The sequence below is a fragment of the Reichenbachiella sp. 5M10 genome, assembly GCF_002742335.1.
Lineage (GTDB): Bacteria > Bacteroidota > Bacteroidia > Cytophagales > Cyclobacteriaceae > Reichenbachiella.
On record NZ_MDGR01000007.1, the window covers coordinates 1718129 to 1743235 of the forward strand.

General features: G+C 44.3%; 18 protein-coding genes. 14 read left to right on the forward strand and 4 right to left on the reverse strand.

All coding sequences use genetic code 11. From position 1 onward, the window contains the following. Positions 1–268: 268 nt before the first annotated feature. Positions 269–2827 carry a DUF5686 and carboxypeptidase-like regulatory domain-containing protein gene (locus tag BFP72_RS06885; protein ID WP_158233324.1) on the forward strand — a complete coding sequence of 853 codons (2559 nt, stop codon included), beginning with the start codon at positions 269–271 and terminating at the stop codon, positions 2825–2827. A 29-nt stretch (positions 2828–2856) separates the two neighbouring features. On the opposite strand, the gene BFP72_RS06890 is transcribed toward BFP72_RS06885, so the two are convergent. The 3 genes from BFP72_RS06890 to BFP72_RS06900 all read right to left on the reverse strand — a co-directional run bounded on the left by BFP72_RS06890 (position 2857) and on the right by BFP72_RS06900 (position 6387). After that, a complete protein-coding gene (locus BFP72_RS06890; protein WP_099598432.1) occupies positions 2857–3738 on the reverse strand; it encodes an ATP-binding protein in 882 nt (293 codons plus the stop codon). Further along, entirely contained in the window at positions 3738–4877 is a 1140-nt protein-coding gene (locus tag BFP72_RS06895) for an FIST signal transduction protein (RefSeq protein WP_099598433.1), read from the reverse strand. The genes BFP72_RS06890 and BFP72_RS06895 overlap by 1 nt, the downstream gene beginning before the upstream one ends. A 94-nt stretch (positions 4878–4971) precedes the next feature. Continuing rightward, entirely contained in the window at positions 4972–6387 is a 1416-nt protein-coding gene (locus tag BFP72_RS06900; RefSeq protein WP_099598434.1) for a PLP-dependent aminotransferase family protein, read from the reverse strand. Positions 6388–6471: 84 nt separating this feature from the next. Here BFP72_RS06900 and BFP72_RS06905 point away from each other — a divergent pair, with 84 nt between their 5' ends. The 9 genes from BFP72_RS06905 (at position 6472) to BFP72_RS06945 (ending at position 16916) form a co-directional block, all read left to right on the forward strand. After that, positions 6472–7134: a pyridoxamine 5'-phosphate oxidase family protein gene (locus BFP72_RS06905; protein WP_099598435.1), complete on the forward strand. Its 663-nt coding sequence runs from the start codon at positions 6472–6474 to the stop codon at positions 7132–7134. Positions 7135–7189: 55 nt separating this feature from the next. After that, entirely contained in the window at positions 7190–7699 is a 510-nt protein-coding gene (locus BFP72_RS06910; protein ID WP_099600712.1) for a gamma carbonic anhydrase family protein, read from the forward strand. Between the two features lie 160 nt (positions 7700–7859). Further along, entirely contained in the window at positions 7860–8378 is a 519-nt protein-coding gene (locus BFP72_RS06915; protein ID WP_099598436.1) for a DinB family protein, read from the forward strand. After that, the gene (locus BFP72_RS06920) at positions 8378–8911 is read left to right on the forward strand and encodes a thioesterase family protein (protein ID WP_099598437.1); all 534 of its coding nucleotides are present in this window, start codon (positions 8378–8380) and stop codon (positions 8909–8911) included. Before BFP72_RS06915 ends, BFP72_RS06920 begins: the two co-directional genes overlap by 1 nt. A gap of 242 nt (positions 8912–9153) precedes the next feature. Further along, a complete protein-coding gene (locus BFP72_RS06925; RefSeq protein ID WP_099598438.1) occupies positions 9154–12105 on the forward strand; it encodes a hypothetical protein in 2952 nt (983 codons plus the stop codon). Then, positions 12105–13070 (forward strand): mechanosensitive ion channel family protein, encoded by a 966-nt coding sequence (locus BFP72_RS06930; protein WP_099598439.1) that lies wholly within the window; start codon positions 12105–12107, stop codon positions 13068–13070. The genes BFP72_RS06925 and BFP72_RS06930 overlap by 1 nt, the downstream gene beginning before the upstream one ends. 97 nt (positions 13071–13167) lie before the next feature. Further along, positions 13168–13776, forward strand: coding sequence for a fumarylacetoacetate hydrolase family protein (locus BFP72_RS06935; protein ID WP_099598440.1), 609 nt, complete (start codon positions 13168–13170; stop codon positions 13774–13776). 115 nt (positions 13777–13891) lie between these two features. Further along, a complete protein-coding gene (locus BFP72_RS06940; RefSeq protein WP_099598441.1) occupies positions 13892–15655 on the forward strand; it encodes a M23 family metallopeptidase in 1764 nt (587 codons plus the stop codon). Between the two features lie 94 nt (positions 15656–15749). Beyond that, positions 15750–16916, forward strand: a complete 1167-nt coding sequence (locus tag BFP72_RS06945) for an aspartyl protease family protein (protein ID WP_099598442.1) — start codon at positions 15750–15752, stop codon at positions 16914–16916. 10 nt (positions 16917–16926) lie between these two features. Here BFP72_RS06945 and BFP72_RS06950 read toward each other — a convergent pair whose 3' ends face one another. Next, complete coding sequence (locus tag BFP72_RS06950) at positions 16927–18111, reverse strand: aspartate aminotransferase family protein (protein ID WP_099598443.1); 1185 nt, start codon at positions 18109–18111, stop codon at positions 16927–16929. Positions 18112–18231: 120 nt separating this feature from the next. Between BFP72_RS06950 and BFP72_RS06955 the strand changes: the two genes are divergently transcribed. From BFP72_RS06955 to BFP72_RS06970, 4 genes are all read left to right on the forward strand, one after another. Then, positions 18232–20295, forward strand: coding sequence for a carboxy terminal-processing peptidase (locus BFP72_RS06955; RefSeq protein WP_255397168.1), 2064 nt, complete (start codon positions 18232–18234; stop codon positions 20293–20295). 216 nt (positions 20296–20511) lie between these two features. Further along, positions 20512–20937, forward strand: coding sequence for a DUF302 domain-containing protein (locus BFP72_RS06960; protein WP_143519968.1), 426 nt, complete (start codon positions 20512–20514; stop codon positions 20935–20937). A gap of 113 nt (positions 20938–21050) precedes the next feature. Beyond that, positions 21051–22070 (forward strand): DNA polymerase III subunit delta, encoded by a 1020-nt coding sequence (gene holA, locus BFP72_RS06965; protein WP_185123722.1) that lies wholly within the window; start codon positions 21051–21053, stop codon positions 22068–22070. Between the two features lie 63 nt (positions 22071–22133). Further along, the gene (locus tag BFP72_RS06970) at positions 22134–25103 is read left to right on the forward strand and encodes a tetratricopeptide repeat protein (protein WP_143519969.1); all 2970 of its coding nucleotides are present in this window, start codon (positions 22134–22136) and stop codon (positions 25101–25103) included. The last annotated feature ends 4 nt before the right edge of the window (positions 25104–25107 follow it).

A 25107-nucleotide genomic window follows, 5' to 3' on the forward strand; every position in this document is an offset into this window, starting at 1 on the left:
TCTGATATGAACCGATGGATGCCGTCTCGAAAACATGCTTCAGTTGGCTCTGGTTTTACGTTACAAGTGGTCAGGTTAAGCGTGTGAGTGTTTTAAAAAATAGTGGACCAAAGGAAACATTTTCTTGTTTGTCATGTCTTTGCTCTATAACTATTCGTAGTATAGCTTTGTCACACCAAACGAATGGAGACAATCTCCATGTCAAAGCATGCTGGTGGGACTATCGATGAAATAGGGATAAGGCTATGGTGTGTATAACAGAATAATATTGAAACTGACCTATATTTTCTTTGTAGTAGTGGGCTTGTGGGCCTCTGAAAGAGCAAATGCTCAAGAGACGACTCGAATCAGTGGAGTCGTCACGGATAAAGTGACTGGGGAGCGGCTACCGTTTGTAAACCTTTCTTTTGAGGGGACGACACGTGGTACTACTTCGGACATGGATGGGGTGTACTACATACAGACAGAAGACGCTACTGCTTCACTCAAAGCATCCTATATTGGGTACAAGCCGGTCGTCAAGCCTGTCAGGATAGGGGCTACACAGCTCATTGATTTTCAATTGGAGGAGACGAGTTTGGAGTTGGAGACGGTCACTATCAGTAGCAAAAAACTCCGCTACCGAAACAAAGACAACCCTGCCGTGACTATCATCAAGAAGGTCATTGACCACAAGGAATCCAATAAGATGACAAGCCTCGACTACTATGAGTACAACAAGTACGAGAAAGTAGAGTTTGATGTCAACAATGTCTCAGAGAAGTTCAAAGAGAAGCGGATCATGCGCGATTTTCAAATGGTCTTTGACTACATGGATACCTCCGATATCAACGGCAAGACATATTTGCCCATTTTCTTGAGAGAGACGAGTTCACAGGTGTATTACCGACGCAGTCCCGAGCGTACCGTCGAGTACCGCATGGGGACCAAGATGACGGGATTTGAGGATTATTTTGATAATCAAGGGATCTCTTATGTGGTGGACAAACTCTACCAAGATATTGACATTTATGACAACAATATCAATATCCTGTCTCAGCTCTTTGTGAGTCCAATCTCTATTTTGGCTCCAGCCACATACAAGTTTTTTATCGCAGATACCCTAGTGGTGGATGATGAGAAGCTGTTCAAACTGTCTTTTCAGCCCCGTAATCCGAGTGATTTGGCGTTCATAGGGAGTATGTTTATCACAACAGATTCTGCCTATGCTGTCAAAAAAGTGGACATGCGCATCTCAAAACAGACCAATTTGAACTATGTCCAGGATATGTTTGTCGTGCAAGAGTTTGTCAAGAACCAATATGATACCTATTCTCTCAAGACGGATAAGATCAGCATGGATTTCAACATTGTGGACGGCAACAATATGGGGATATTTGGCCGAAGGACCGTGTCCTATGATGACTTGGTCTACAATCAAATGCGAGCAGATACGATCTATGAGGGCAACCAATACATCAAAGACGTCACGAGGGTAGATGCTCAATCGGAGGAGTTTTGGGAAGAGGCCAGACACATGGAGCTGTCCAAATCAGAGCAAGGGGTGTACAGTATGAACGAAGAGATCAAAGAGCTACCTGCTTTCAACCGGTTCATGAACTTGATGACCTTGATGACGATCGGTTATGTAGATATCAACAAAATAGCCATTGGCCCGGTGGGGACTTTTGCGTCTTGGAACCCCATCGAGGGAACGCGCTTGCGTTTTGGAGGGATGACGACTGAGAAGTTTAGTCGGTACTGGCAGATCGAAGCGTATGCCGCCTATGGACTCTCGGACGAGGAATGGAAGTATGCTGGACGTGTGTCTCATTATTTGAGCGACAACAGACTGGACCACATCATCTTGTTTTATTCCAAGGATTTGGTGAATCCTGGGGAAAATTTGCAATATGCTATGGAAGCCAACTTGTTCAGTTCGTTTCGTCGACCAGGGAGTGTCAACGATAAGCGAATCTATATGGACAAAGTGGGATTTGATTATGGTCGTCGACTCAAGTACGGCTTTTCTTTCACCGTGGGAGCAAATATGCAGGATATGCAACCGGGCGGGGTGTTGAGTTTTCAGCCAGGTGTGATTGATACGGATTTCAAAGACAAAGCACAGCGAGAGGCCGAAGAGATAGAAGTGACCGAAGCTACAGCAGGGCTGCGTTTCGCACCCAATGAGAAGTTCTACCAAGGCCGTACAGGTACAGTCTCTATCCCCAACAAGTATCCGATTTTTCAACTTAAATACTGGCATGGATTCAATGGGGCATTGGGTTCGGATTATGCATACGATCGCGTCCAACTGAGTGTGTCCAAGCGTTTCTATGTGTCTCCTTTTGGCTATACCGATGTGGATGTTGCCTATACACAGCTTTGGGGTAATGTGCCGTACCCACTGTTGACGATTCCTCGTGGTAATCAGACGTATTCGTATTCTGCTCGTGCATTCAACATGATGAACTATTTGGAGTTTGTCAGTGATCGACAAGTCAATTTGCAACTGTCGCATTACTTCAATGGATTCATCATGAACAAAATCCCACTGGTAGATAGACTGAAGTTGCGCTCTGTGGTGACATTCAAGATGCTGTTTGGTACCTTGACAGATGAAAACAACCCCGATTTGCACAGTGATTTGCCTCCGTATCCCCGCAATGCTGATGGGACACAGGCCACTTATGCTTTGTCAGATAAACCGTATATGGAAGCGAGTTTTGGGATTTCCAATATCTTTAGTTTTCTGCGGGTAGATTTGGTCAAGCGACTCACATATCTAGATCGCGAGGGAGTGCCGCAGAATTGGGCGGTACGTGCTAGAGTTCAATTTGAGTTTTAATTTCGTCACGTTATTGGTCCCTGTTTGGTCTAATGTCTATCGATATTGGGAATGAGGAGGCTAAACTTGGTGCCCATACCGAGAGTGGATTTGACAGTGATTTGACCATTTAATTTTTGGATGGTTTCTTTGACGATATATAGCCCGAGCCCCGAACCTTTGGAGTCTGGGCTAGCCCGATAAAACATGTCAAAAATCTTTTGGAGGTAACTCTCCTCGATTCCAATTCCGTTGTCTTCTATTTCTACCGTCATTTTCTTCTCATCGATGACTGCTTCGATATTGATGTAGCTGTCGTGGATGTCTGGGTTTTGATATTTGATGGCATTGGAGATCACGTTGTTGAAAATGATAGTGAGTCTGCGTTCGTCACAGTAGAATTTTTCTTTGGCGTCTATGTTGATCAACTTGAGAACCGTAGAGCAACCTGGGAGGTAATTGAGGTGCTTAAAGGATTCGTTGATGATGGCGGCTATGTCTACTTCTTTTTTCTCTACGTCTAGTCTGGAGTTTCGAGAGTAGTCGATGATGTCACTGATGAACTTGTCCAGGTTGACAGTACTGTCTCTGAGGAGTTTGAGGTATCCTTGGATGTCGTATTGTTTGTTTTCTTTTTCTATGATGTTGAGCAATCCGAGTATGGATAGGAGTGGAGCACGTAGATCATGTGAGGTGCTATAGACGAAGCGATCCATTTCTTCGTTGATCTTTTTCAATTCCTGGTTGGCATCTAGGAGTTCTTCAGAACTCACATTCATGACCCGCTCGATGAGTTCTTGCTCTTGCTCGAAGTGATCGTAGGTCTCGCTGATGTTGTCAAATAGCGTCTCCATTTCTGCGGGAATGGGCTTGTCACCCATATATTTTTGGAGCTGCTGTTGTAGGATATGGTTTTGTTTCTTTTCCTTCATCAATCTTCTCTAAATGCTGTAATCACAATGCTTTTGTTGTGCAATTCACTTTTGGACCGGGGTGCATTAGGGACAATCTCTCCATAAGAGTAAAACCCCATCACTGGTGTACCTTCTTCAAACTCCGAATTTACATATTCTACTTCATGGCTCGACCAATCCTTCAAAACTTTTCTCCTGCCAACACAATTGATCAAGAGAACAAAGTCGGGTTTTGGGATGCCAAAGGAGGCTAGGGTTTGTGAGGTAGTTTGTTGGGCTGATTCGATCATCGTATGCGGGTTGGATTTCATCATTCGAATCAAGTCCCCTTTGCTAAAGTTGCCTGCAAAGGAAATGGATTCGTCATCGTGGACGGTGACTACTGTGCGAATCACCCGTTTGCCTGTCCCGTTGTTTCTTTTGATGCCGAGAGGGTAGGTTGAGCATTCTGTGGTGACGTCATCGACAAGTCCTTCGAGGTATTGTTTGTAGAAGTGTAGCGGGCTCTTGCCGTCAATTTCATAGAGTCGTGTATTGTAGGCTCTCGTGACAGTTTTCTCAGCGCCAAACGAACTCCATGAGGTGTCCAAACCATAGCCTATTTTGAGGTGCTCGCCACTGAACCCAACTCCGACGACTTGTCCTTCCTTTGGGGGTTCGTTTAGTCCCACCAGAGAGAGGGTGTCCAAAGAGTTGGTGCCTGTCATTCCTCCCAAAATAGGGATTGATTCCGAGAGGTTGATATGGATGCCAGTGATGAGATCGTCACCATTGATCGTCTTGCCGTCGGCGAATAGTAGGAGGTTTGATATGAAATCTTTGTTGAGATCGGCAGACAAGTGTGTACCTGCATCGAAACTATCTTGAACATTCGCAATGTCTACACGGATGGATTCGATGGTGGTTTTTTCGAAATAGAGCGCAGATACTACGATGTGGTTTTGGAGTACTTGACCGTTGATTATTTCTTCGGCAGTACTGGCAGTGATGATGTCGGCATTGGGATACTTCTCTCGCAGTTCGTGGTAGCGCTCGGGTACTTGGATGAGCTCGGGTGTACCAAAGGCGAAAACAAGATTGGCTGTCTGCCCAAGATTATGGTTGGATATGGCTTGCCATTTGTGTTGAGAAGACCATGTGAGTTGCTCTGCCTGCATGTGTGATGACGCTTGCTGTTTTTGGGTTTCTTGGTTGTTGTACTAGCGGTCAATATAGTGAATCTGCATTTTTTGACTTTCAAAAGATTAGATTTTATTTATAAAGAGGGATTGCAGCACGATATAGGAGATCGATGTTTTGAGTCATTTCTGCTTCGGTCATGGAGGCAAACCCTAGCCGGCAATGTTCGCTCTGCGAGTAGGTGTCTACATTGAGGTCGAGATGGATTTGTTTGGAGGATTGGATGAGGTTTTTGATGTCAATCCCTTGAAAATGAGCCCAAATAGCCATGCCACCGTCAGGTTTACTAAAGGAAATTTTCTCACCAAATTTTTGCGCAAGCAAGTCGCAAAAAATGTCCCTACGCTGGCCGTATGTTTTGACGGCTTTTTTGATGCTTCTTTGGATTTCGTTTTCTTCTATGAGTAGAGACAGTGCTTTTTCGAGGATGGGGTCTCCTCGTCTGTCGATGAGTTTGCGAATGGTCGTGCATCGTTCGATGATACTGCTGTGGGCGTACATGTATCCGATACGAATGGACGGTGCGAGGATCTTGCTAAACGACCCGATGTAGAGTACACGTTGACCCTGATCGATGCTGGCAATAGGGAGGATGGGAGAGCCACTGTAGTGGTAATCAAAGTCGTAATCATCCTCTAAGATGTAGAAGTCGTGCTTTTGCGAAAGCTCAAGTAGCTTGAGACGCTGTTCGATGGGCATGGTTACGGTCGTAGGGTAGTGATGGTGTGGACTGATATAGATGGCTTTGATAGGCTGTTTGTGCAGGAGTGCTTCGATTTGACCCATGTCTAGGCCTGTGGTACTGACGTCTACCGTGTGTAGGATGCCGCCGAGGTAGCGAATGGTTTCGTTGGCAGTTTCGTAATTGAGGCTGCCGACAATGACAGCATCTCCAGGAGTCAATAGAGCTGATAGCGCTAGGTAGATAGACATTTGACTGCCGCGAGTGATGAGCAATTCCTCTGTGCTCGCGGTGAGGGCACGGGTATCATGGAGGTAGCTGCTGAGTGAGCGACGCAGGCTCAGCTCTCCGGCGAAGTGTGCTCCGGTCAGGACGGATTTGCTCAGGGGACCCTTGGTCAGAGACTTAGCCGTACGGTAGAGCTGCTCGATCGGAGCGATGCGGTAGTCTGGTGTACCATCGTTGATTTGGTGGGGCTGAGTGGCATAGTTCACTGGACGAGAACCAAGCTTCTTGGGGGACGAACCGAGTGCTTTGGGGGAGGTGATGGGGAGATTTCTTTTGATGAAGGTGCCTTTGTAGGGTATCACCTCAGTCCATCCTTGAGCCAGCAGCTCGTCATAGGCGAGTAGGATGGTCTTGCGGTTGAGTTGCAGCAGATCTGCGAGCTGTCTGCTACTCGGGAGTTTGGTGCCACTTAGGATGCGTTGACTCATTACCTCTTGGACCAATGCATCGGCCAACTGGAGATAAATGGCTCGCTTGGAGTCAGATTGGATACGTATGATGGATTTCCATGGAAGCATAACTGGACCATTGTTTAATTGAAAACTGGTCTACAATGATAGTCCACGGATATCGTATTTTTGTTGGAATAAAACCAAAATATTATGTCACACTATCCAAAAGATACAAGAAATAAAATTGTCCGAGGGGCCAAACGAGCAAGCTATGATCAAGAGACAATCTATCGCATATTGGATGCGGGCTTTCTTTGCCATGTTAGTTTCGTCATGCAGGGCCAACCTTTCATGATTCCTACGGCGTATGCTCGCAAGGGAGACAAACTTTACATCCATGGTTCGGTCAAAAGTAGAACGCTCAACGAAACGAAGGATGGCACGCCTATATGTCTTTGTGTGACACACATGGACGGGCTCGTACTGGCACGCTCTGCCTTTCATCACTCAGTCAACTATCGATCAGCGATCATCTATGGACATGCCAAAGAGGTCATCGGGGAGGAAAATAAAAACGAAGCGCTTCGGTTGATTACCGAAAACTTCTTGCCTGGACGATGGGACGAAGTGCGTCAGCCCAACGCCAAAGAACTGGAGGTCACGGCGGTGTTGGAAATCACGATTGATACCGCATCTGCGAAAATTCGGTCTGGGGCACCAGTAGACGATAAGGAGGATTATGCGTTGGATATCTGGGCGGGAGAGTTGCCGATGAAGTCATGTTATGGTCAGCCAGTTGCGGACGAACAATTGAGAGAAGACATAGATACGAGTCCATCGGTTAGGCTTGCATGGGAGAGAGCAAAAGAATAGATTTGTTCCAATCAGAAGAGACAGAGGCGTGCTCTTGGACAAATAAATGATAGACATGGCATTGATTAGAGAATTGTTGGGGAAGACCCCGACGCAAGGGGAAGGTTGTTGGTTTGCAGAGACTGCAGTAGTGATTGGCGATGTGACGATGGGGGACAACTGCAGTATATGGTACAATGCTGTATTGCGTGGAGACGTCAATTCAATCAAGATTGGCAACAACTCCAACGTGCAAGACAATGCCATGATTCACTGCACCTACCTCAAAGCACCTACGGTGATTGGCAATCATGTCTCGATTGGTCACAATGCCATCGTACATGGATGTACGCTTGAGGACAATGTGTTGGTAGGTATGGGGGCGATTGTGATGGACCATGTCGTCGTAGGCACAGGGTCTATCATTGGTGCAGGAGCTGTGGTACTCGAAAACACCATCATAGAACCAGGCTCAGTCTATGTCGGCAACCCCGCTCGAAAAGTCAAAGACATAGGAGACAAGGGAACTGCAGAGATTCAACGTATTGCGGGTAATTACCTTAAGTATTCTGGTTGGTACAAGTAGCACGATGGCTTGTCCTGCTCTGCATGCCTTCATGTGCTGGACAGTAGATTATATGTTTTGTCTTGAACTGCTTTGGTAGGCACAGGTTGCTGGATGTAACTTCAAGGATAGTAACTTGATTAGGTTCTCAAATAGAAGGAATACGAAATACAACAAAACCATGAAAATAGCTAAACCTGAAAAGTCAGAGTACAACGAATTTTACCAAGGGTATGTAGATTATACCTTTCACGAAAGTGATATCCTGGGGTATCTCAAAGCACAGCGAGACGAGGTGATGAGCCTCTATGAGTCCTTGCCCGAAGAAAAACTGGATCATGCGTATGCCGAGGGGAAATGGACCGTCGAGCAGTTGCTGCGGCATATCATAGATACAGAACGGGTGTTTGGCTATCGAGCGATGTGCATCGCGCGAGGAGATCGTACGGATTTGCCTGGGTTTGATGAAAATGACTATGTGGATCAGTCCGACGATAGCAGGAATACGAGACAAGACATGCTCACGGAGTTTATCCAAGTGCGCAATGCCAACATGAGTATGATTCTTAATTTCTCCAAAGAGATGTTGGCAACTGTCGGCAATTCCAACGAGAGTCCTACCTCTGTTCGTGCTATCGTGTATATATTAGGGGGACATTTGGCACATCACTTGACTATACTAAAAGAGAGATATCTGTAATGTTCGAATTTGACCCCAATAAACGCTACGAGAAGACAACGAAGACTCGCTCTGTGATTCGGTTTCAAGATTGTGACCCATTGCGTCACCTCAACAATGCGAAGTACTTCGACTATTATTTCAACGGTAGAGAGGATCAGGTACCTAAGCTCTATGGTTTGCAAAACTCAGAGATTTACCAGGCTTTTGATGCCGTATGGGTGGTGTACAATCATCAGATTTCGTATCTGCGCCCTGCTGGGATGGGAGAGTGGGTCAAACTACACTCTCGTGTCATGTGGTACGACGAACGTTCGGTGCTTGTGGAGTACTTCATGACGGATGACGAGGAGACGCATCTCAAAAATATCCTGTGGAGTAAGCTACGTTTTGTAGACAATGCGGGGAAGTCGACAGAGCACCCTCCTAAGTTGATGGAGTTTCTGTCTACTGTTTCGTTTGATGACTATGCTTCAGGCAAGTCGTTGGATTTTGATCAGCGCTTGAAGGAAGTCAAGGAGGAGATTAAAAACCAAGCAATTCGCTACTATTGATCGGGCGTAGTTCATCTTGTCTGAACCTGCCCCGCCATGATAGGAGTTCATGCCGCTGTATCAACTCACGTTGTCTTCGGTTTTTTCTATAAAAATAGATGGGATTTTATCGTAAAGATCACACCCTTATTCTATACATTTCGTTCATTGATCACCTCGTACTTTTGAGATGCCTGTAGATTCTCGTATTTTACATGGCGCACGCTCATGTAGACAGGTGCCGTTTTTGATAGACCAATGAAATGAACCAAACGAACGAGGATCTTTTTGCGAAAGTAAAAGAGATTTATGCAGAGCATTATTTAGGAGAGATTGAGGAGCATTTGACTCGTGAGTGTGAGCATTTGCTGGCGTTGATTCGTACGACAGAGGCTTTTGAACCTAAGTCCAATGATCTGAAGGCGCAGAGTGAGCAGAGTGCAGCACTCAATGCTCGGCTGCATGATATCATAGACGAAGCGTGGCACACACCTGTCGAGAAGGATATCTCAGAGGTCTATGTATCGCTGGTCGAAGCGATGGAGGCGATGTTGGAGGGGCTGGAGCAGGAGCTTGTTATTGCGCAAGACGATGAGCGCTTTTTCCCTGTGAGCGGAGACACTTGGAGTATTCGTTTGGTCAAAACTTTTAAATCTTCTCTGTTGGGTTTCGGTCATTTGCCGAGACGTTTTGCGAACGTCTTTCGGAAGACCAAAAAACCATTGACCAATTGGTCACACAAGGTGCCGTTGCAGAACCTAGCGCGAAAGCATTATTTTGGAGATGTACTTACGTCGTTGCGAACAGTGACGGATCAGTTTTTTGGCAGTTTGATTCATCAATATCTTGACATCAAAGAATGGCTCGAAGAGGCATCCATCCATGGGACACAACCCCGTGTTCATGCCGGAGTGATGGCCGAGAATATTCGTTCGTTCAAAGAACAATGGATGACCGATGTACGAGTCCAGATGGATAGGATTGCCGCTGAGCAGCAAGAATGTTTTGCGCGGGAGTATGAGCGTGTGGGTACTTTTGAGTTGCCTACTCGCAAGTTGTCTACGTCTCGAGTGCTGAAGTGCCAGGAGGAGGCAAAGACCCAATGGAAGACTCACAACTACCAATGGAAAAACACCATATATGCACTCTGTGAGGATTGGCGTGCAGACCTGGATATCTATGTGCTCAAGCACCGCACGGTGGCGGAGTTTAGTGTGCTCAAGGTCGCTCAGGTCAAGAAACTCGTAGAGAATATCGATCCAGAGATCGAGAAGATACAGGCTTTTATTTTGGACTCTTTGGCCACATTGGACGGGTCGCATGAATCGATCCAAAAGGAACTCAAACGAATCAACTACCAAGCGGTGAGGCAGCTGGATCAAGATCTCGTCCCAAAACTTAGCGAAAAACTCTCCAATCAAAACATCGTCAATCTCATCAATAGGTTGGAAGTGACTGTGTGTCAGAATGTAGAAGCCTTGTCTGATGAGCATATTGTACTCAAGTCAGGAACATACGACCGCCCGTTGAAATCCGATGACTTTAGTCACGTGTCAATTCATGAGTTGATTACCTTCGAGACCCTTCGGGTGTTTCAAAAGGAAATCAATGTGCTCAAATCACAGTTGTTTGCAGATTTGGAAGAGGCTTCCGATCAGACCAAAGACTTGGATCATGTGGTGACTTTCAGTTTGTCGTCTGCGATAGCAGCATTGGATGAGGAGAAGACCGATGAAGAGGTAATCGCGATTGCCAAAGATGGATTCAAAAGAGCTTCGTCGAGATTGACCGAAGTAAGAGACAAACTTGAGATTTCTCTCAAGAAAAGTAGTGAAGCGTTGGACGGGGTGGTCACTCAATTTTGCGAAAGCTTGATCGCATTGAGTCTCAACGAAAACTCGAGAGAGTTGAAGATTAGGATCACCAAGGCAAAGGCCAAAAACCAAGCAAAGCAAGTGCGTACCGAGCTGCAGGATCGTTTGCGTATCAAGAGTCAAGAGGTGTTTGTAGTGATCAAAGAGAAATACAAGCTCGCCCAAGACTTGTTGAACCAGTTGAGTGGTAAATTCATCTTGACCGCAGGGAAACCAATATTGACTAAGCAGGTCTCGGATTTTTTGTTGGAATCGCAGCAGGCATTGGACAAGTTGCCTTTGATCTATCAGCGCTTGTATCAAATCGAACCACTTACGGATATGGAGCTCTTTGAGGGGAGAGAGAAGGAGCTGGATAGCATTACTCAAGCTTTTGAGAACTGGCGATTGGGTCGATATGGAGCAACCGTCGTGCTAGGGGAGAAATGGGGTGGCTTGACCTCCTTCGTCAATCATGCTGTCAAAGAAGTGGGGTTTTCGTACCGCATCACGCGGTATGCTTTTTCCAATAACGTGTGTAGCAAAGAAGGTTTTTTTGTGGTAATGGGCGAACTGCTAGACGAGGAACCCGTGGAGCACATGGATCAACTGGTGGAGTACTTTCATCAAGGGCCTAAGCAGGTCATTGTGATTGAAGATTTGCAGAACCTTTACCTGCGCAAGGTGAATGGGTTCGAGGCTTTGGAGACGCTGGCGGAGCTCATCAGTCGTACTGGACATCAAGTGTTTTGGCTGGCGACATGCACAGTCTACACCTGGACCTACCTGCGCAAGACGATTCGAATCGATGAGTTCTTTAGTTATAGCATCGAAATGAAAGAGTTGTCTAGAGATCAAATTGTCAATATTGTGTGGAAACGAAATCGTATCAGTGGGTATAAAATTGTATTCGAACTGGATGACGAGCGTGCTGCTGACAAGAAATTTGCTAAGCTGGATGCAGAAGTCCAACAGAAAAAATTGAAAGATGAGTTTTTCGATGATCTCAATGACTTTGCGAAAAGCAACGTGAGCATGGCATTGATTTTTTGGCTGTTGTCTACTCAAAACGTAGAGGGGAATCAGATCACCATAGGGACATTTCAAAAACCCAATTTGGATTTTTTGAAAGTGTTGTCTATGGACAAAATTCACGTTTTGCATGCTTTGATTCTGCACGATGGACTGACTGTCGAACAAGTGTGTCAAATCTTGCATATTCCTGCTGCACCGTGTCAGTTGATCTTGTTTGCCTTACTCGAGGATGGGGTGGTGTTTTGTGAGGAGTCTGTTTATATGATCAACCCGATCGTGTACCGTGGAATGATTAGTTTGTTGGTATCTAAAAATTTAATTCATTAATGATGAAGCGTATAGGCTTATTGATGACGTGTTGTATGCTAAGTGTGAGCTTAGCGTGGGGGCAAGGCAGAGATACCGTAGTGGTCGTGTTGGACACTGGGAGTCACCTTTCGAAAGTCGCTGTGGATACTCTCTCGAGCATGGAGAGCGTAGAGAATGAGGCCGAAAAGATCGTAAAAAGTCGCCCCAATGTGGAAGACTTTGTGTCTTTCGCTGAGGTATTTTGGACATTGGTGATTTTTGCCATGGGTTATCTCTTTATTCGCTTTACTTCGCGAATTTTGGAGTTGTTTGCAGAGAAGAGCACACGCTACCGGATCACGATCAAGAGCTTGATTCCGGTGATCAAAATTGTCAGCTGGATATTGGTGATTACGATCATTATCATGGGGGTTTTTGAGCCACCTGCTGCTACGATATTGGCGTTTTCGGCTTCTATAGGGGTAGCTGTGGGTTTTGCTTCGCAAGACATTCTCAAAAATATCTTTGGTGGGGTGATGATTTTGTTTGATAGACCCTTCAACTCTGGAGACAAGATCGAAGTAGGAGAGCACTACGGCGAAGTGGTGGAGATTGGTTTGCGCTCGACGCGAATTTTGACTCCAGACGATAGTATCGTCTCCATCCCCAATGGTGAGATCATGAACAAAGCGGTCTCCAATGCCAACTCTGGTGAGCCCAACTGTCAGGTAGTTGCGGAGATCTATTTGCCGATCGAGGCAGATACGGTGAGGGTACGAGAGATTGCTACGCAAGCGGCACAAGTCTCCAAATACGTGTATATAAACAAGCCCATCGTAGTGATATTTCTCAACGAGATCAAAGAAAAGCAGTCGGTTCTCAAAATGCGCCTCAAGGCTTACGTATTGGATATACGAGATGAATTCAAGTTCAAAAGTGAGATGACCGAAATCGTCATTCGCAAATTGATCGAAGCAGATGTAATCCATCGATCTCAAAAATAAAAGGGCTCTTGGGAAGACATTTTACACCATTTGTTTTTTGGTTTTCCCTGAGTTTTTGAACTTCGCAATCATATCATTCATCAAACGAATTCGGAAAATGAAAATATTGGCCATAGGGAGGAATTATGTGGAGCACATCAAGGAGCTAAATAATGAGCGGCCAGATGAGCCTGTTGTGTTTTCCAAGCCAGATACTGCGTTGCTTCGCAACAATGACGCATTCTATTACCCTGATTTTACACAGGATATTCATCATGAGGTAGAGTTGGTGATTCGGATCTGTAAGGTGGGTAAAAACATCGAGGAAAAGTACGCACACAAATACTACGACCAATTCGCGATTGGTATTGATTTTACGGCCAGAGACCTTCAATCCAAGCTCAAGGCCAAGGGCTTGCCTTGGGATTTAGCCAAAGGTTTCAATGGTTCGGCGCCTATTTCAGAGTTTCGATCTACGGAGGGGTACAATCTCCGAGATTTGAATTTTAGTTTGAAAATCGATGGACAGGAAGTACAGAATGGCAATACCAGTCATATGATGTTTGATGTGGATTTTATCATCTCTTATGTTTCCCAATACTTTACTTTGAAGAAGGGGGATCTTATCTTCACCGGGACACCCAAAGGCGTGGGCCCCATTCAAATTGGCAATCGTTTGGAGGCATATTTGGAAGATGAAAAAGTGATGGATTTTGAAATTAAGTAGTTTATTCTTTCTATTATTTATTGGCATTAGTAGCACAGGATGGGGACAGTCTCCCCAAAAAGGAGATTTTCTTTTTCCAGTACGCCCTCATCAGGAAAATTATCTGTCGGGCACAATGGGTGAATTGCGTTCGACACATTTTCATTCGGGTATAGACATCAAAACAAGCGGTATCACTGGGCTGCCAATCTATGCATCAGCAGATGGCTACATACAACGGATCCGCGTGTCGACTACAGGCTATGGCAATGCGCTCTATATGGTGCATCCACACAACAATAGCGTGACGGTGTATGCCCATTTGGAGAGTTTTTCGCCAGAGATAGCAGCCTATGTACGTGACGAGCAGTACGAGAGGGAGGCCTTTGAGGTCAACCTATTCCCTGGAGAAAAGGAATTTGTATTCAAGCAAGGAGACGTGATCGCCCAATCAGGTAATTCGGGTTCGTCTTCTGGTCCTCATTTGCATTTTGAAATCCGTGACCAAGATCATTTGATATTGGATCCATTAGAATTTGGGTTTGAAGAGATCGTAGACGATATACCACCAGTGGTGTCAAAAATAGCCTTTGTGACGATGGACTCACGGGCAAGAATCAATGGCATGTTTGGCCGTTTTGAGTTTGATGTAGTGCAGGATGCAAAGGGCAATTCGCGGATTGATGCACCGTTGTCTCTTTTTGGAAATATCGGAGTAGAGGTCTATGCCTATGATCAACTCAATGGCGCACGCAACAAAAATGGCGTGCCTCGTCAGACCTTGACGCTTGACAACAAGTTGATTTTTAGACAGGATATCTCCTGGATGGATTTTTCGCTGCAGCGTAATATTCTGATCCATACCAATTACAAGCGTTCTAGTGAGGGAGGACGAAGGTTCAATAAGCTCTATGTCGACGAAGGCAATGAGCTTCCTCTCTACGAAACCAATGAGCTAGATGGTGTCCTACGTGTGATGGATGTAGCCAAGCATGATCTGGATATCCGTCTGGAGGATAGTTATGGCAATATCAGTCAGTACCGCTTTGTTATCAATGCGATGGATTATGACCTAAAATCATACCAGATCGAAGAGAGCAGCAAGAAGAAAGAATCAGAACGTTTTGGACCACTACTGGAGGTCAAGGGAGATTTGGAGGGATACAGCTATTGTGAAGCGATGGTGTATCATGATTCGATAGTGACGGCTTGTCAGCTGGCGTACGATGTCCTCGAGGATGGGTACTATCTCTGGGATATGCGTCAGGGGATTCCAGATTCGATAGTGATATGCAACCAGTCCCAGTACTATGACTACCGGGCCATGATACCGAGTGGTCACGATTTTGTTTTTGATGGAGAAAATATACAGGTGTCCTTTGGGAAAAAAGCACTGTTTGATACGACTTACCTACGATACAATTATAGTTATGATGAAGCAACGTCTTCGGAGATCTTTGCTTTGGACAACAATGAAGTGCCACTCAATAAATACATTGCCTTGACTCTGTACCCCCTTGAAAACTATGACCCAGATAGAGCTGCTGTATATGCGGTAAGTGCTCGAGGAGCTTTGTCCTATGCAGGAGGTGAATGGGATCATCATAGTGTGACATTCAAGTCACGGGAGTTGACTACCTATACTATCGCGACGGATAGTGTTGCGCCACAAATCGTAGCGCTGAGACCGAGTGGTGGATCGATAAGGTTTCGGATTGAAGATGAGATGTCTGGGATCAGAGAGTTTAGAGCTGTACTTGATGGGCAGTGGCTCCTGATGAACTACGATTACAAGCGAAAGCTGCTTTGGTCTGACGACAAAGCGATCATTCAAGGTGATTTCCGATTGGTGGTGACTGATTTTGCAGGCAACCAAACCGACTATGAGAAGCACTATTGATTTTTGAGATTTCCCGAGAAGGATAAATTGTAAATGCCCATTTTGAAATCTAGTGAATTGCAGCTAATTTCAAGTTTCTGAAATAAGATATACCATGAAAACAAAATTAGGATTTATAGTTGCTGCATTGATGTACGCAGGAGTGGCATGGGGGCAAGTACCGATTGCAACGATACCTTTTGACCAGTATGGCGATCACGTTTTTATCAAAGTAAAAGTAAATGGCTCTGATGAATTGGACTTCATATTTGATACAGGTGACGGATTGACGGTGTTGGATTTGGAAGTAGCCAAAGAACTAGGGATGACTTCTGGTTCCAATGCTACGACGACCAGTGCTGAAGGGACCATCAGTGGAAAGCTTGTCAAACACAATGAACTGACAGTAGGAGGGGCACCGATTCACAACATCCAAGTGTATGAGACGTCATTGGATCATCTCGAAATCAGCATTGGAAAAGATATCGATGGTATCATCGGTTATGATGTGCTGAAAAACTATGTGGTGTCGATGAACTACGATCAGAAGGAAATCAAATTGTTTAAACCATCAGGATACACCTATCAGGGCTTGGGAAAATCGTTTGATATCAAACTGACTTCATATATTCCTCACATCGCGGGTCAGGTAGTTTTGGAAAATGGAGAGACTGTCGAGGGAGAATTTTTTGTAGATACTGGAGCAAAAGCCACGGTAGATTTCAATACTCCTTTTGTAGAAGCCAATCAGCTAGCATCTAAGGTAGGTGATAGCTACATCTATTTGGTGGCCGGTCTGGGTGAGCAGGAGTATGAGCATCACAGAGGACGGGTGAAGAAGTTTACGTTTGCAAGCTTTTCGTTTGATGAAATGCCTGTAGGCTTGAGCCACGCGACGAGTGGAATCCAGAATCATAAGAAGATCGCAGGAATCATGGGTGGCGGATTGTTGAGTAAGTTCAATATCGTATACGACTACCACAGCAAGAAAATGTACTGGGAAAAGAATGAAAGCTATGACGAGGAATTCCCGGTCAACTGCTCAGGGATTGAGCTCCAGTTGAGTAAAGACAAGAGTCAAGTGTTGGTACACAAGGTCTTTGAAGACAGTCCAGCAGCTGAGGCAAACATAGCAACGGACGCAGTGATCGAGTCAGTCAATGGTACTATGGCTACCACGCTTGGTTTGGCCAAATTGAGAGAGATGTTCTCACAAACGGGTACGATAGAGTTGGTCATCGACGGAGAGGCCGTAAACCTACAGCTGAGTCCTATGCTGTAGCTTCGCTCTGCTAAGAAACGGTATGAATGGCTTGCAGTATAGCACTGCAAGCTTTTTTTATGTCTTCTTCTTGGATAGTTAGTGGGGGAGCAATGCGCATGGAGTTGTCACAAAATAAGAACCAGTCTGTCAAATAACCATCCTTCAACAACTGGTCGATCAGTGCTTTGAGAAAATCAAAGGACTCGAATGTCACGGCGAGCATCAAACCTATTCCACGCACTTCCTGAATTTTGTCATGCTTCAGTAGCTTTTTGAATAGCTCACCTTTGGCAGGAGATTGAGAGATGAGATCAGACTGTGTCAGTAGATTGACTGTGGCGAGTGCAGCTGCGGCACTTACGGGATGCCCTCCGAATGTGGAGATGTGTCCAAGTATAGGGTTGTGTGTGAGCGAGTGCATGATTTCTTTAGAGGCAATGAAGGCACCTATCGGCATGCCGCCACCGATTCCTTTGGCACAGAGTACAATGTCAGGGGCTACTCCGAAGTGTTCAAATGCCCAGAATTTGCCTGTACGACCAACACCGCATTGTACTTCGTCGTAGATGAGGAGTGCTCCTACTTCGTCGCAACGTTTCCTCAGTGTCTCAAAGTAAGTTTTAGGAGCCATACGGATACCAGCCTCACCTTGGATGGGTTCGATGATGACCGCAGCGGTATGTTCGTCTATGGTGTCTAGGTCTGCTGTGACTCCAAAACCTATGCGGAAGGTTTCGGGGATCAATGGCCTGAAGGGGTTCTTTAAATCTTCGCTACCACACACGGAGAGTGCCCCAGAAGTGGAACCGTGGTACGCATCGATACAGGAGATGATTTTTCTTTTGCCAGTGTGTCGTTTGGCGAGTTTGAGAGCACCCTCTGTCGCTTCACTCCCTGAGTTGACTAGAAATACATTGTTGAGGTGAGCGGGTAGTGTGTCAGATAGTGCTTTGGCCAGCTGGACTTGAGGTGCTTCGACGAATTCGCCATAGACCATCAAATGTAGGTACTTGTTGGTTTGCTCGTGGATGGCACGAATTATGTTTGGGTGTCGGTGACCTACACTGCTAACCCCAATGCCAGAGATCAAGTCCATGTAAGGCTTGTCTTGGCGATCGTACATGTAGAGTCCTTCGGCACGTTCTATTTCGAGTGCAAGTGGAAACTCAGAAGTCTGTCCGAGGTGCTCAGAAAAAAGCTGTCGATTGTTCATATATCTTGGGTTATCCTGCGGTGAGGCACTAAAAAAGTTACAATTTAAACCTAAATCAAGGTATTTTACGTTGTTACTATTCATATTTACCTAATAAGAATTCCAAAAAAAGCAGAAAGAATGAAATTGAAGATTAATAAAATTAGCGTGGTATTGTGGTTGTTGATTTTTCAAACTTTTGCTTCTCAGGGCTTTGTCGTTGGAGATACACTACCTGAATTAGTGCCCGCTGACAAGCATTGGAAGGAGACTTATTTGATCAATAATTTGCTCAAGAAAAACCATTACCGCAAACAAGAGTTGAATGATTCATTGTCGTCGGTTATTTTTCACAACTACTTCGAATCTTTGGATTACAACAAGTCCTATTTTTTAGCATCAGATGTTGATTACTTCTCGAAGTATGAGTACGAGCTTGATGACTACATCCGAAAAGGGAATGTGGACGTGGCTTTTCAGATTTTTAGAATATTCAGAGAACGTGCCAATACACGAATAGATTATGTGGATGAACTCGTCGAGCGTGGTTTTGATTTTTCGAAAGATGAATCTCTCGATTTGGATGAGGAGAAACAACCGTGGGCCAAGAGCAATGCAGAGATCGATGAGCGCTGGAGAAAAATCATCAAAAATCAGGCATTGAGTTACAAGCTAGCAGGCAAAACGGATGAAGAAATTAAGGAGTCGTTGACCAAGCGCTATGAGCGTTACCGCAAGGGGATCAACCAATACAACTCGGATGATGTGTTTCAGTTTTACATGAATGCTTATACGAGTGCGTATGATCCGCATACAAGCTATTTTTCACCCGTGTCTTCTGACAATTTCAACATATCTATGAGTTTGTCCCTAGAGGGAATTGGTGCTCGATTGACACAAAGCATGGATTATACTGTAGTCAACGAAGTGGTGGCAGGCGGTCCTGCATACAAGAGCAAGTTACTGCACAAAGATGATAAAATCATAGCAGTAGCACAAGGTGATGACGAAGCGTTTGTGGATGTAATTGGATGGCGATTGCAGGACGTAGTGCAGCTGATTCGAGGCAAAAAAGGGACCGTGGTGAGACTCCAGGTCTTGAAGTTTGATGAAGGAACGGGGGCTTTGCCCAAAGAAATTCGTTTGGTCAGAGACAAAATCAAGTTAGAAGAGCAATCGGCTAAGTCTGAAATCATACCAATCTACAACGGCAAAGAGACTTACAACTTAGGGGTGATCACACTTCCGAGTTTTTACATCAATTTTGAAGAAGCAAGACAAGGTGTAAAGGACTACAAAAGTACCACACGTGATGTCAAGAAGATCATCGAAGAGCTACAGGCCAATGATGTGGATGGGATATTGATTGATTTGCGCTACAACGGTGGAGGGTCGCTCAAAGAGGCCATCGATTTGACGGGACTTTTCATCGATGAGGGACCTGTAGTGCAGGTGCGTGGATCAGACGGTAGCATAGATATCAATAGGGACGAAGACAGCAGGGTGCAATACGATGGGCCAGTAGCTGTTTTGATCAATCGATTTTCGGCTTCTGCTTCTGAGATTTTTAGTGGAGCAATTCAGGATTACAAGCGGGGTATCATCGTAGGAGAGACTTCTTTTGGTAAGGGGACTGTCCAAAATTTGATTGGTCTCAATAGAATGCTGCCTACGGACGATGCGCGCATGGGGCAGCTGAAATTGACTCTGGCAAAATTTTACCGTGTGACAGGTAGTAGCACTCAAAACATCGGTGTGACGCCAGATATCAGTTTTCCATCAGGGTTTGATGCCGCAGAGTTTGGTGAAAGTTCTAGACCCAATGCCTTGCCGTGGGATCAAATCGCTTCGTCCTACTATCGACCAACCAATGACGTGTCTCCGCAACTGATCCAACACTTGCAAACGCTATACAATACAGATATGAATGAGGATGTGGACTTGAAATATCTACAAGAAGATATAGATCATATGAAAGAAGAGAAGGAGAAGCGTAGCTTGTCTCTCAACTATGAAGAAAGAAAGAAAGAAGCAGATCAAGAAGACAAGCGTATTGCTGATCGCAAAAATCTCGTTGAATCTGCGGGTACTGTAGGCGAAGAAGTGACTGATGACAAAGACGAAGAGACTAAATTGTCAGAAGACCCTTATTTGAAAGAAGGGCTGAGGCTGTTGTCAGAGGTGGTCAAGGTAGAAGCGAAATAAGTAACGAAAAGGGTAATAGGGATGGTTTTTTGTAGAGGCGTTTTTTCAAAGGAGTGTTTCTAAGAAAATTATCCCTATTGCTATAGTCGTACTCAATATTTTGGATAGATTTGATGTTTGTTACGAATCTATCAACGAGATACTTGAGTAAACGTGTTGAACTATACCTTCTTTAGAACCTACCTACCTACTACCCGTTTCGTTTCCTGTCTTATTGTGTGTGTACTAGGATTGAGTACGCATCGGTCTGTAGGGCAAGATCCGACTATTTATGTGAGTCCTCACAACATAGATCAGACTTTGTCCAATGTCTATGTAGGTATTGATCGTAACTCACACAAATATATCAATACGTTATATTATCAAGCAGATTCGACAGGTATAGGGGAGTTTGTCGGAAGTGTCTACGTGGTAGAGTTCTCGATGGATCATATCGAGGATCTCGTATCCTGTGAACCTACAGTGGCCTTTGATTTGCCACTCAAGATCATGATCTGGGAGGAACAGGGCGACGTATATTTGTCGTATGTCAATCCTTTTGTTTTCAAAAGAAGGTATTTTATCAAAGGATGTGACGAGCTACTAGATCAAGTCAACAAGGCCATGATTCGTATTGTCAATGATGCGATTCGGACGAATTGACAGAGAGTGGCAATGCTTTAGCGTAGTATATGTCAGGTAGAAATCGGAAGCTTTGTTTAGTTATCCTTTGACAAATGCATTTATTTGTAGTGACATCCATCCAATAGATTAGCGTGGCACAATATCAAGAAATTTTAAGCAATCTGAAAGCTGGGCAATATGCTCCCGTTTATTTTTTGCAGGGTGAGGAAACTTACTTTATAGACCAAATCGTGGACTATATTGAGGAACATGCTGTAGAAGAAAGCATGAAGGGATTCAATCAAGTAATTGTCTATGGCAAGGATGCTGATATCCCTACAATCATCAATCACGCCAAGGGGTTTCCGATGATGTCAGATAGAAAAGTCGTAATCATCAAAGAAGCACAGGAATTGGCGGGTTTCGACAAGGAATTAGGGGAGAAGTATTTTACCAACTACCTCGAAAACCCTCAACCTTCCACGATTTTGGTTTTTGCCTACAAGTATAAGTCTTTGGATAAGCGTAAAAAACTGTCTAAACTCTTTGTCAAGCATGCCGTGGTAATGAGCTCTGCCAAGATGTATGACAATCAACTGCCGACATGGATCGAGGGCTACGTCAAGGATAAGGGAAAGAAAATTGATCAGAAGGCTTTGTTTTTGATTACTGAAAATATTGGAAACAACCTGACAAGGATCTCTAACGAGATAGATAAGATGTTGATCAATATCTCCGGGGTAGACTTGATCACGTCCGATCATGTGTACAAGAATATCGGAATCAGCAAGGAGTACAATGTATTTGAATTGCAAAAGGCTTTGTCCTATCGCAACGTGATGAAAGCGAATGAAATCATTCATTACTTTAAGTCAGACCCAAAGTCAAACCCCTTGATTCCCATCATTGCCAATATTTTTGCCTTCTACAATAAAATACTATTGATCCATCATTCGAAAAATAAATCGGATCAATATTTGGCATCTTTATTGGGAGTTCATCCATTTTTCGTCAAGGAATACATCATGGCAGCAAAGAACTACCCATTGTCCAAAGTCATAGACAACATCAGATACATCAAAATCGCTGACATGAAATCCAAAGGGATAGATTATCCCCCACAATCTGAAGGTGAAATCATGAAGGAATTGGTATTCACGCTTCTTCATTGATATGCTTATTGTTAAATTTATTGAGTGAATCCTATATCTACTCATCTAAATACTATTCTACACTTGGAAAACATCAAACGCTCTACTCAACTTTTCTTTCAGGGAACACTATTGCTCTGCTTTATGCTGCTAGTAGTGGGTAATGGACAAGCACAAGAACTCGATCAAGACGCTCGGCTGAGACATGCCAAGTTGCTCTACCAAAAGAATGCCTATGTGGCTGCTCGGTTGGAATTTACCAATATCAAGGATCTCAAATACAAAGAAGAGGTTAGCTATTTCATTGCCTCATGTGCTGTACGTGCAGGGCAAGATGATGGGGAGTACTTGATACAAAAGTTTGTCGAAGACTACCCATACAATCACTATGCAAAGAGCGCCTATATTGACTTGGGCAATTACTTTTTTGATCGAGGAGATTATGAGTCTGCCTTGCAAAACTATGAGAAAAACAAGGATGCCTATTCTCCTGAGTTGTTTTTTAGAAAAGGGTATGCTCTATTTAGTTTGAAGCGCAACCAAGAGGCGATGAAGTCTTTTGCCAAGCTAGAGGGGTCGTTTACTTCGTATGAAAAGGATGCTGCATATTTTCAAGGGTATATTCTTTACCATGAGGGGAAAATCGAAGATTCGTTTCCCTACTTAGAGACGGGGTTTGAGTCTGAGCAGTTTGGGATTTCGTCGTTGGAGCTCTATGTGAGTGCTCTGTATAGTGCCAAGAAGTACAAAACTTTGATTGATTTCTTGGATGAACAGAACGCAGAAATGACTAGTCAGACGATTGTTAATTTTTATGCGGATGCGCACTATGCGCTAGGACATTACAAAGAGGCTGCTGGGAAGTACGACGAGTTGTTTGCGAAATATCACCGTTCGCGAAATGTCGTGAACTATTTCAAAGCGGGGTATTCTAATTTCAAACTGCAAAATCATGAGACAGCCGAAGATCAGCTCAAACGTTCGGCGGTATCAGATGATACTGTGGGAGCTTATGCATCTTATTATTTGGGTGTGCTCTACTACCGGGACCAAAACTTGCCCTTTGCAAGTACGTCGTTTGAGAATACTGCCAAGTACAATACTAGGCTCAAGGAAGATGCGATCTACCAGTTGGCCAAGACACTGATGCTCATCCCTAATTATGAGCGAGTGATTGCTGTACTGAATGAATACAATAAGGAATTCCCTAAAGGGAAGTACAAAGACTCAACAGGAGATATGCTTAGTGTCTCTTATGCGCTTACTGATAATTATGATTTGGCGATCAACTATATAGAGAGTCTGGATAAATTGACTCCACAGATGAAGCAAACCTATCAGCGTGTTTCGTTTTTGAAAGGGATGTCATTGTTCAATGACAAGAAATTTGAGCTGGCAGTGGAGGTGTTTCAAAAGGCATTGATACATAATGTAGATAGTGATATCACACAAAATGCCTATTACTGGATCGGTGAGAGTTTGTCACTGCTCAACTGGGAGGATGAGTCGTTGTTTTACTATCGCAGTGTCACCAATGATGGCTCGGAAGTGTACTTGAAGTCGCTGTATGGCAAGGGATATGCTTATTTCAATTTGAAACAATACGATGATGCACGAGATGCATTTCTCGCGTTTGTGAAATGGTACAGGGAAGATATCAATGGTAAATATTTGTCTGACACGTACATGAGGTTAGGCGATTGTTATTTTGCGCTGAAAGAGTACAGTCAAGGGATTACAAATTACAAAAAGGCACAAAAGGCAGGGAGTAAAAAACTTGGGGAAATCTACTTTCAAATTGGCTTGCTCAATCGCTATTTGGATAATGATAAGGAAGCAAAGGTTTACTTCAATAAATTGATTCAAGAAGTGCCAAGCTCGCCAGATGTGGATGATGCATACTATCAGATTGCCAAGATCGAATACGAAAACGGGGAAGGAGATAAAGCGATCGCTTCGTATGGCCGATTTATGGAAAAATACCCGTCGAGTTCTTTGATTCCGTTTGCCTTATTGGAGCAAGCAGTTGCCTATGACAACAAAGGGAAGATCAATGAAAGCATAGCTAACTACAAGCAGATTCTGGAGCGGTTTCCACGGCATGAGACAGCCAACAGTGCCTTGCTGGGTCTTCAACAGAAGAGTAATCAGGGCAGTTTTCAGGATTTTGACAATTACTTAGCGATGTACAAGCATGCCAACCCAAACAGCGAGGCATTGGAGAATATCGAGTTTGAGACGGCGCAGGCGAACTATTATAACCAAAAATATACTGTGGCGATCGAAGGTTTTCAAGAATTTGTACGAAGCTATCGCAAGAGCTCATTGGTGGTCACTGCCAAGTATTTTATAGCGGATTCATACTTTCGGTTGGAACAAGAACAAAAGTCTCTAGAAGTATTTAAAGAGATCGAAAACGACAAGGACTTTTCTAAACATGACAAGGTGCTCTACCGTATCGCGACGATTGAGGCAGCTCAAGGACATTTTGACTTGTCCAATAAATATTACTACCGAATGAGTTCGGTGACGAGTTCGGCAAGAAATAGGATCTTTCTAGAGACAGGGCTCATGGAAAATTACTACGCGACCGAGCAATATGATTCTGCGATACATTATGGTACTTCATTGTTGGGCAATTCGCGTGCAGGCGTGCTGGTAGAGGCCAATGCCAATTTGATCATTGGCAAGTCGGAGTACTATAAGATGAATTACCAAGAGGCGTTGGTTTATTTTTTGCCTTTGGTGGGCAATTCGCCAGATGAGCGCGGAGCAGAGGCTTATCTGTACATCAGTAAGATTTATTTTGTGCAAGGAGAGTATGAAAAGTCTCTTGAGAGTCTTTTTATTTTGACCAACAACTTCAAGAATTACGAATATTGGCAAGGGGAAGCTTTTCTACTGATGTCCGATATTTATGTCAATACGGACGAGATTTTTCAGGCCAAGGCGACTCTCAATTCATTGATCAAAAATTCTACCATCGACGAGATCAAAATCAAAGCAGAGGAACGTCTAAATAAGATAAGTGAGAGCAATGAGGAAAACAACTGATAGA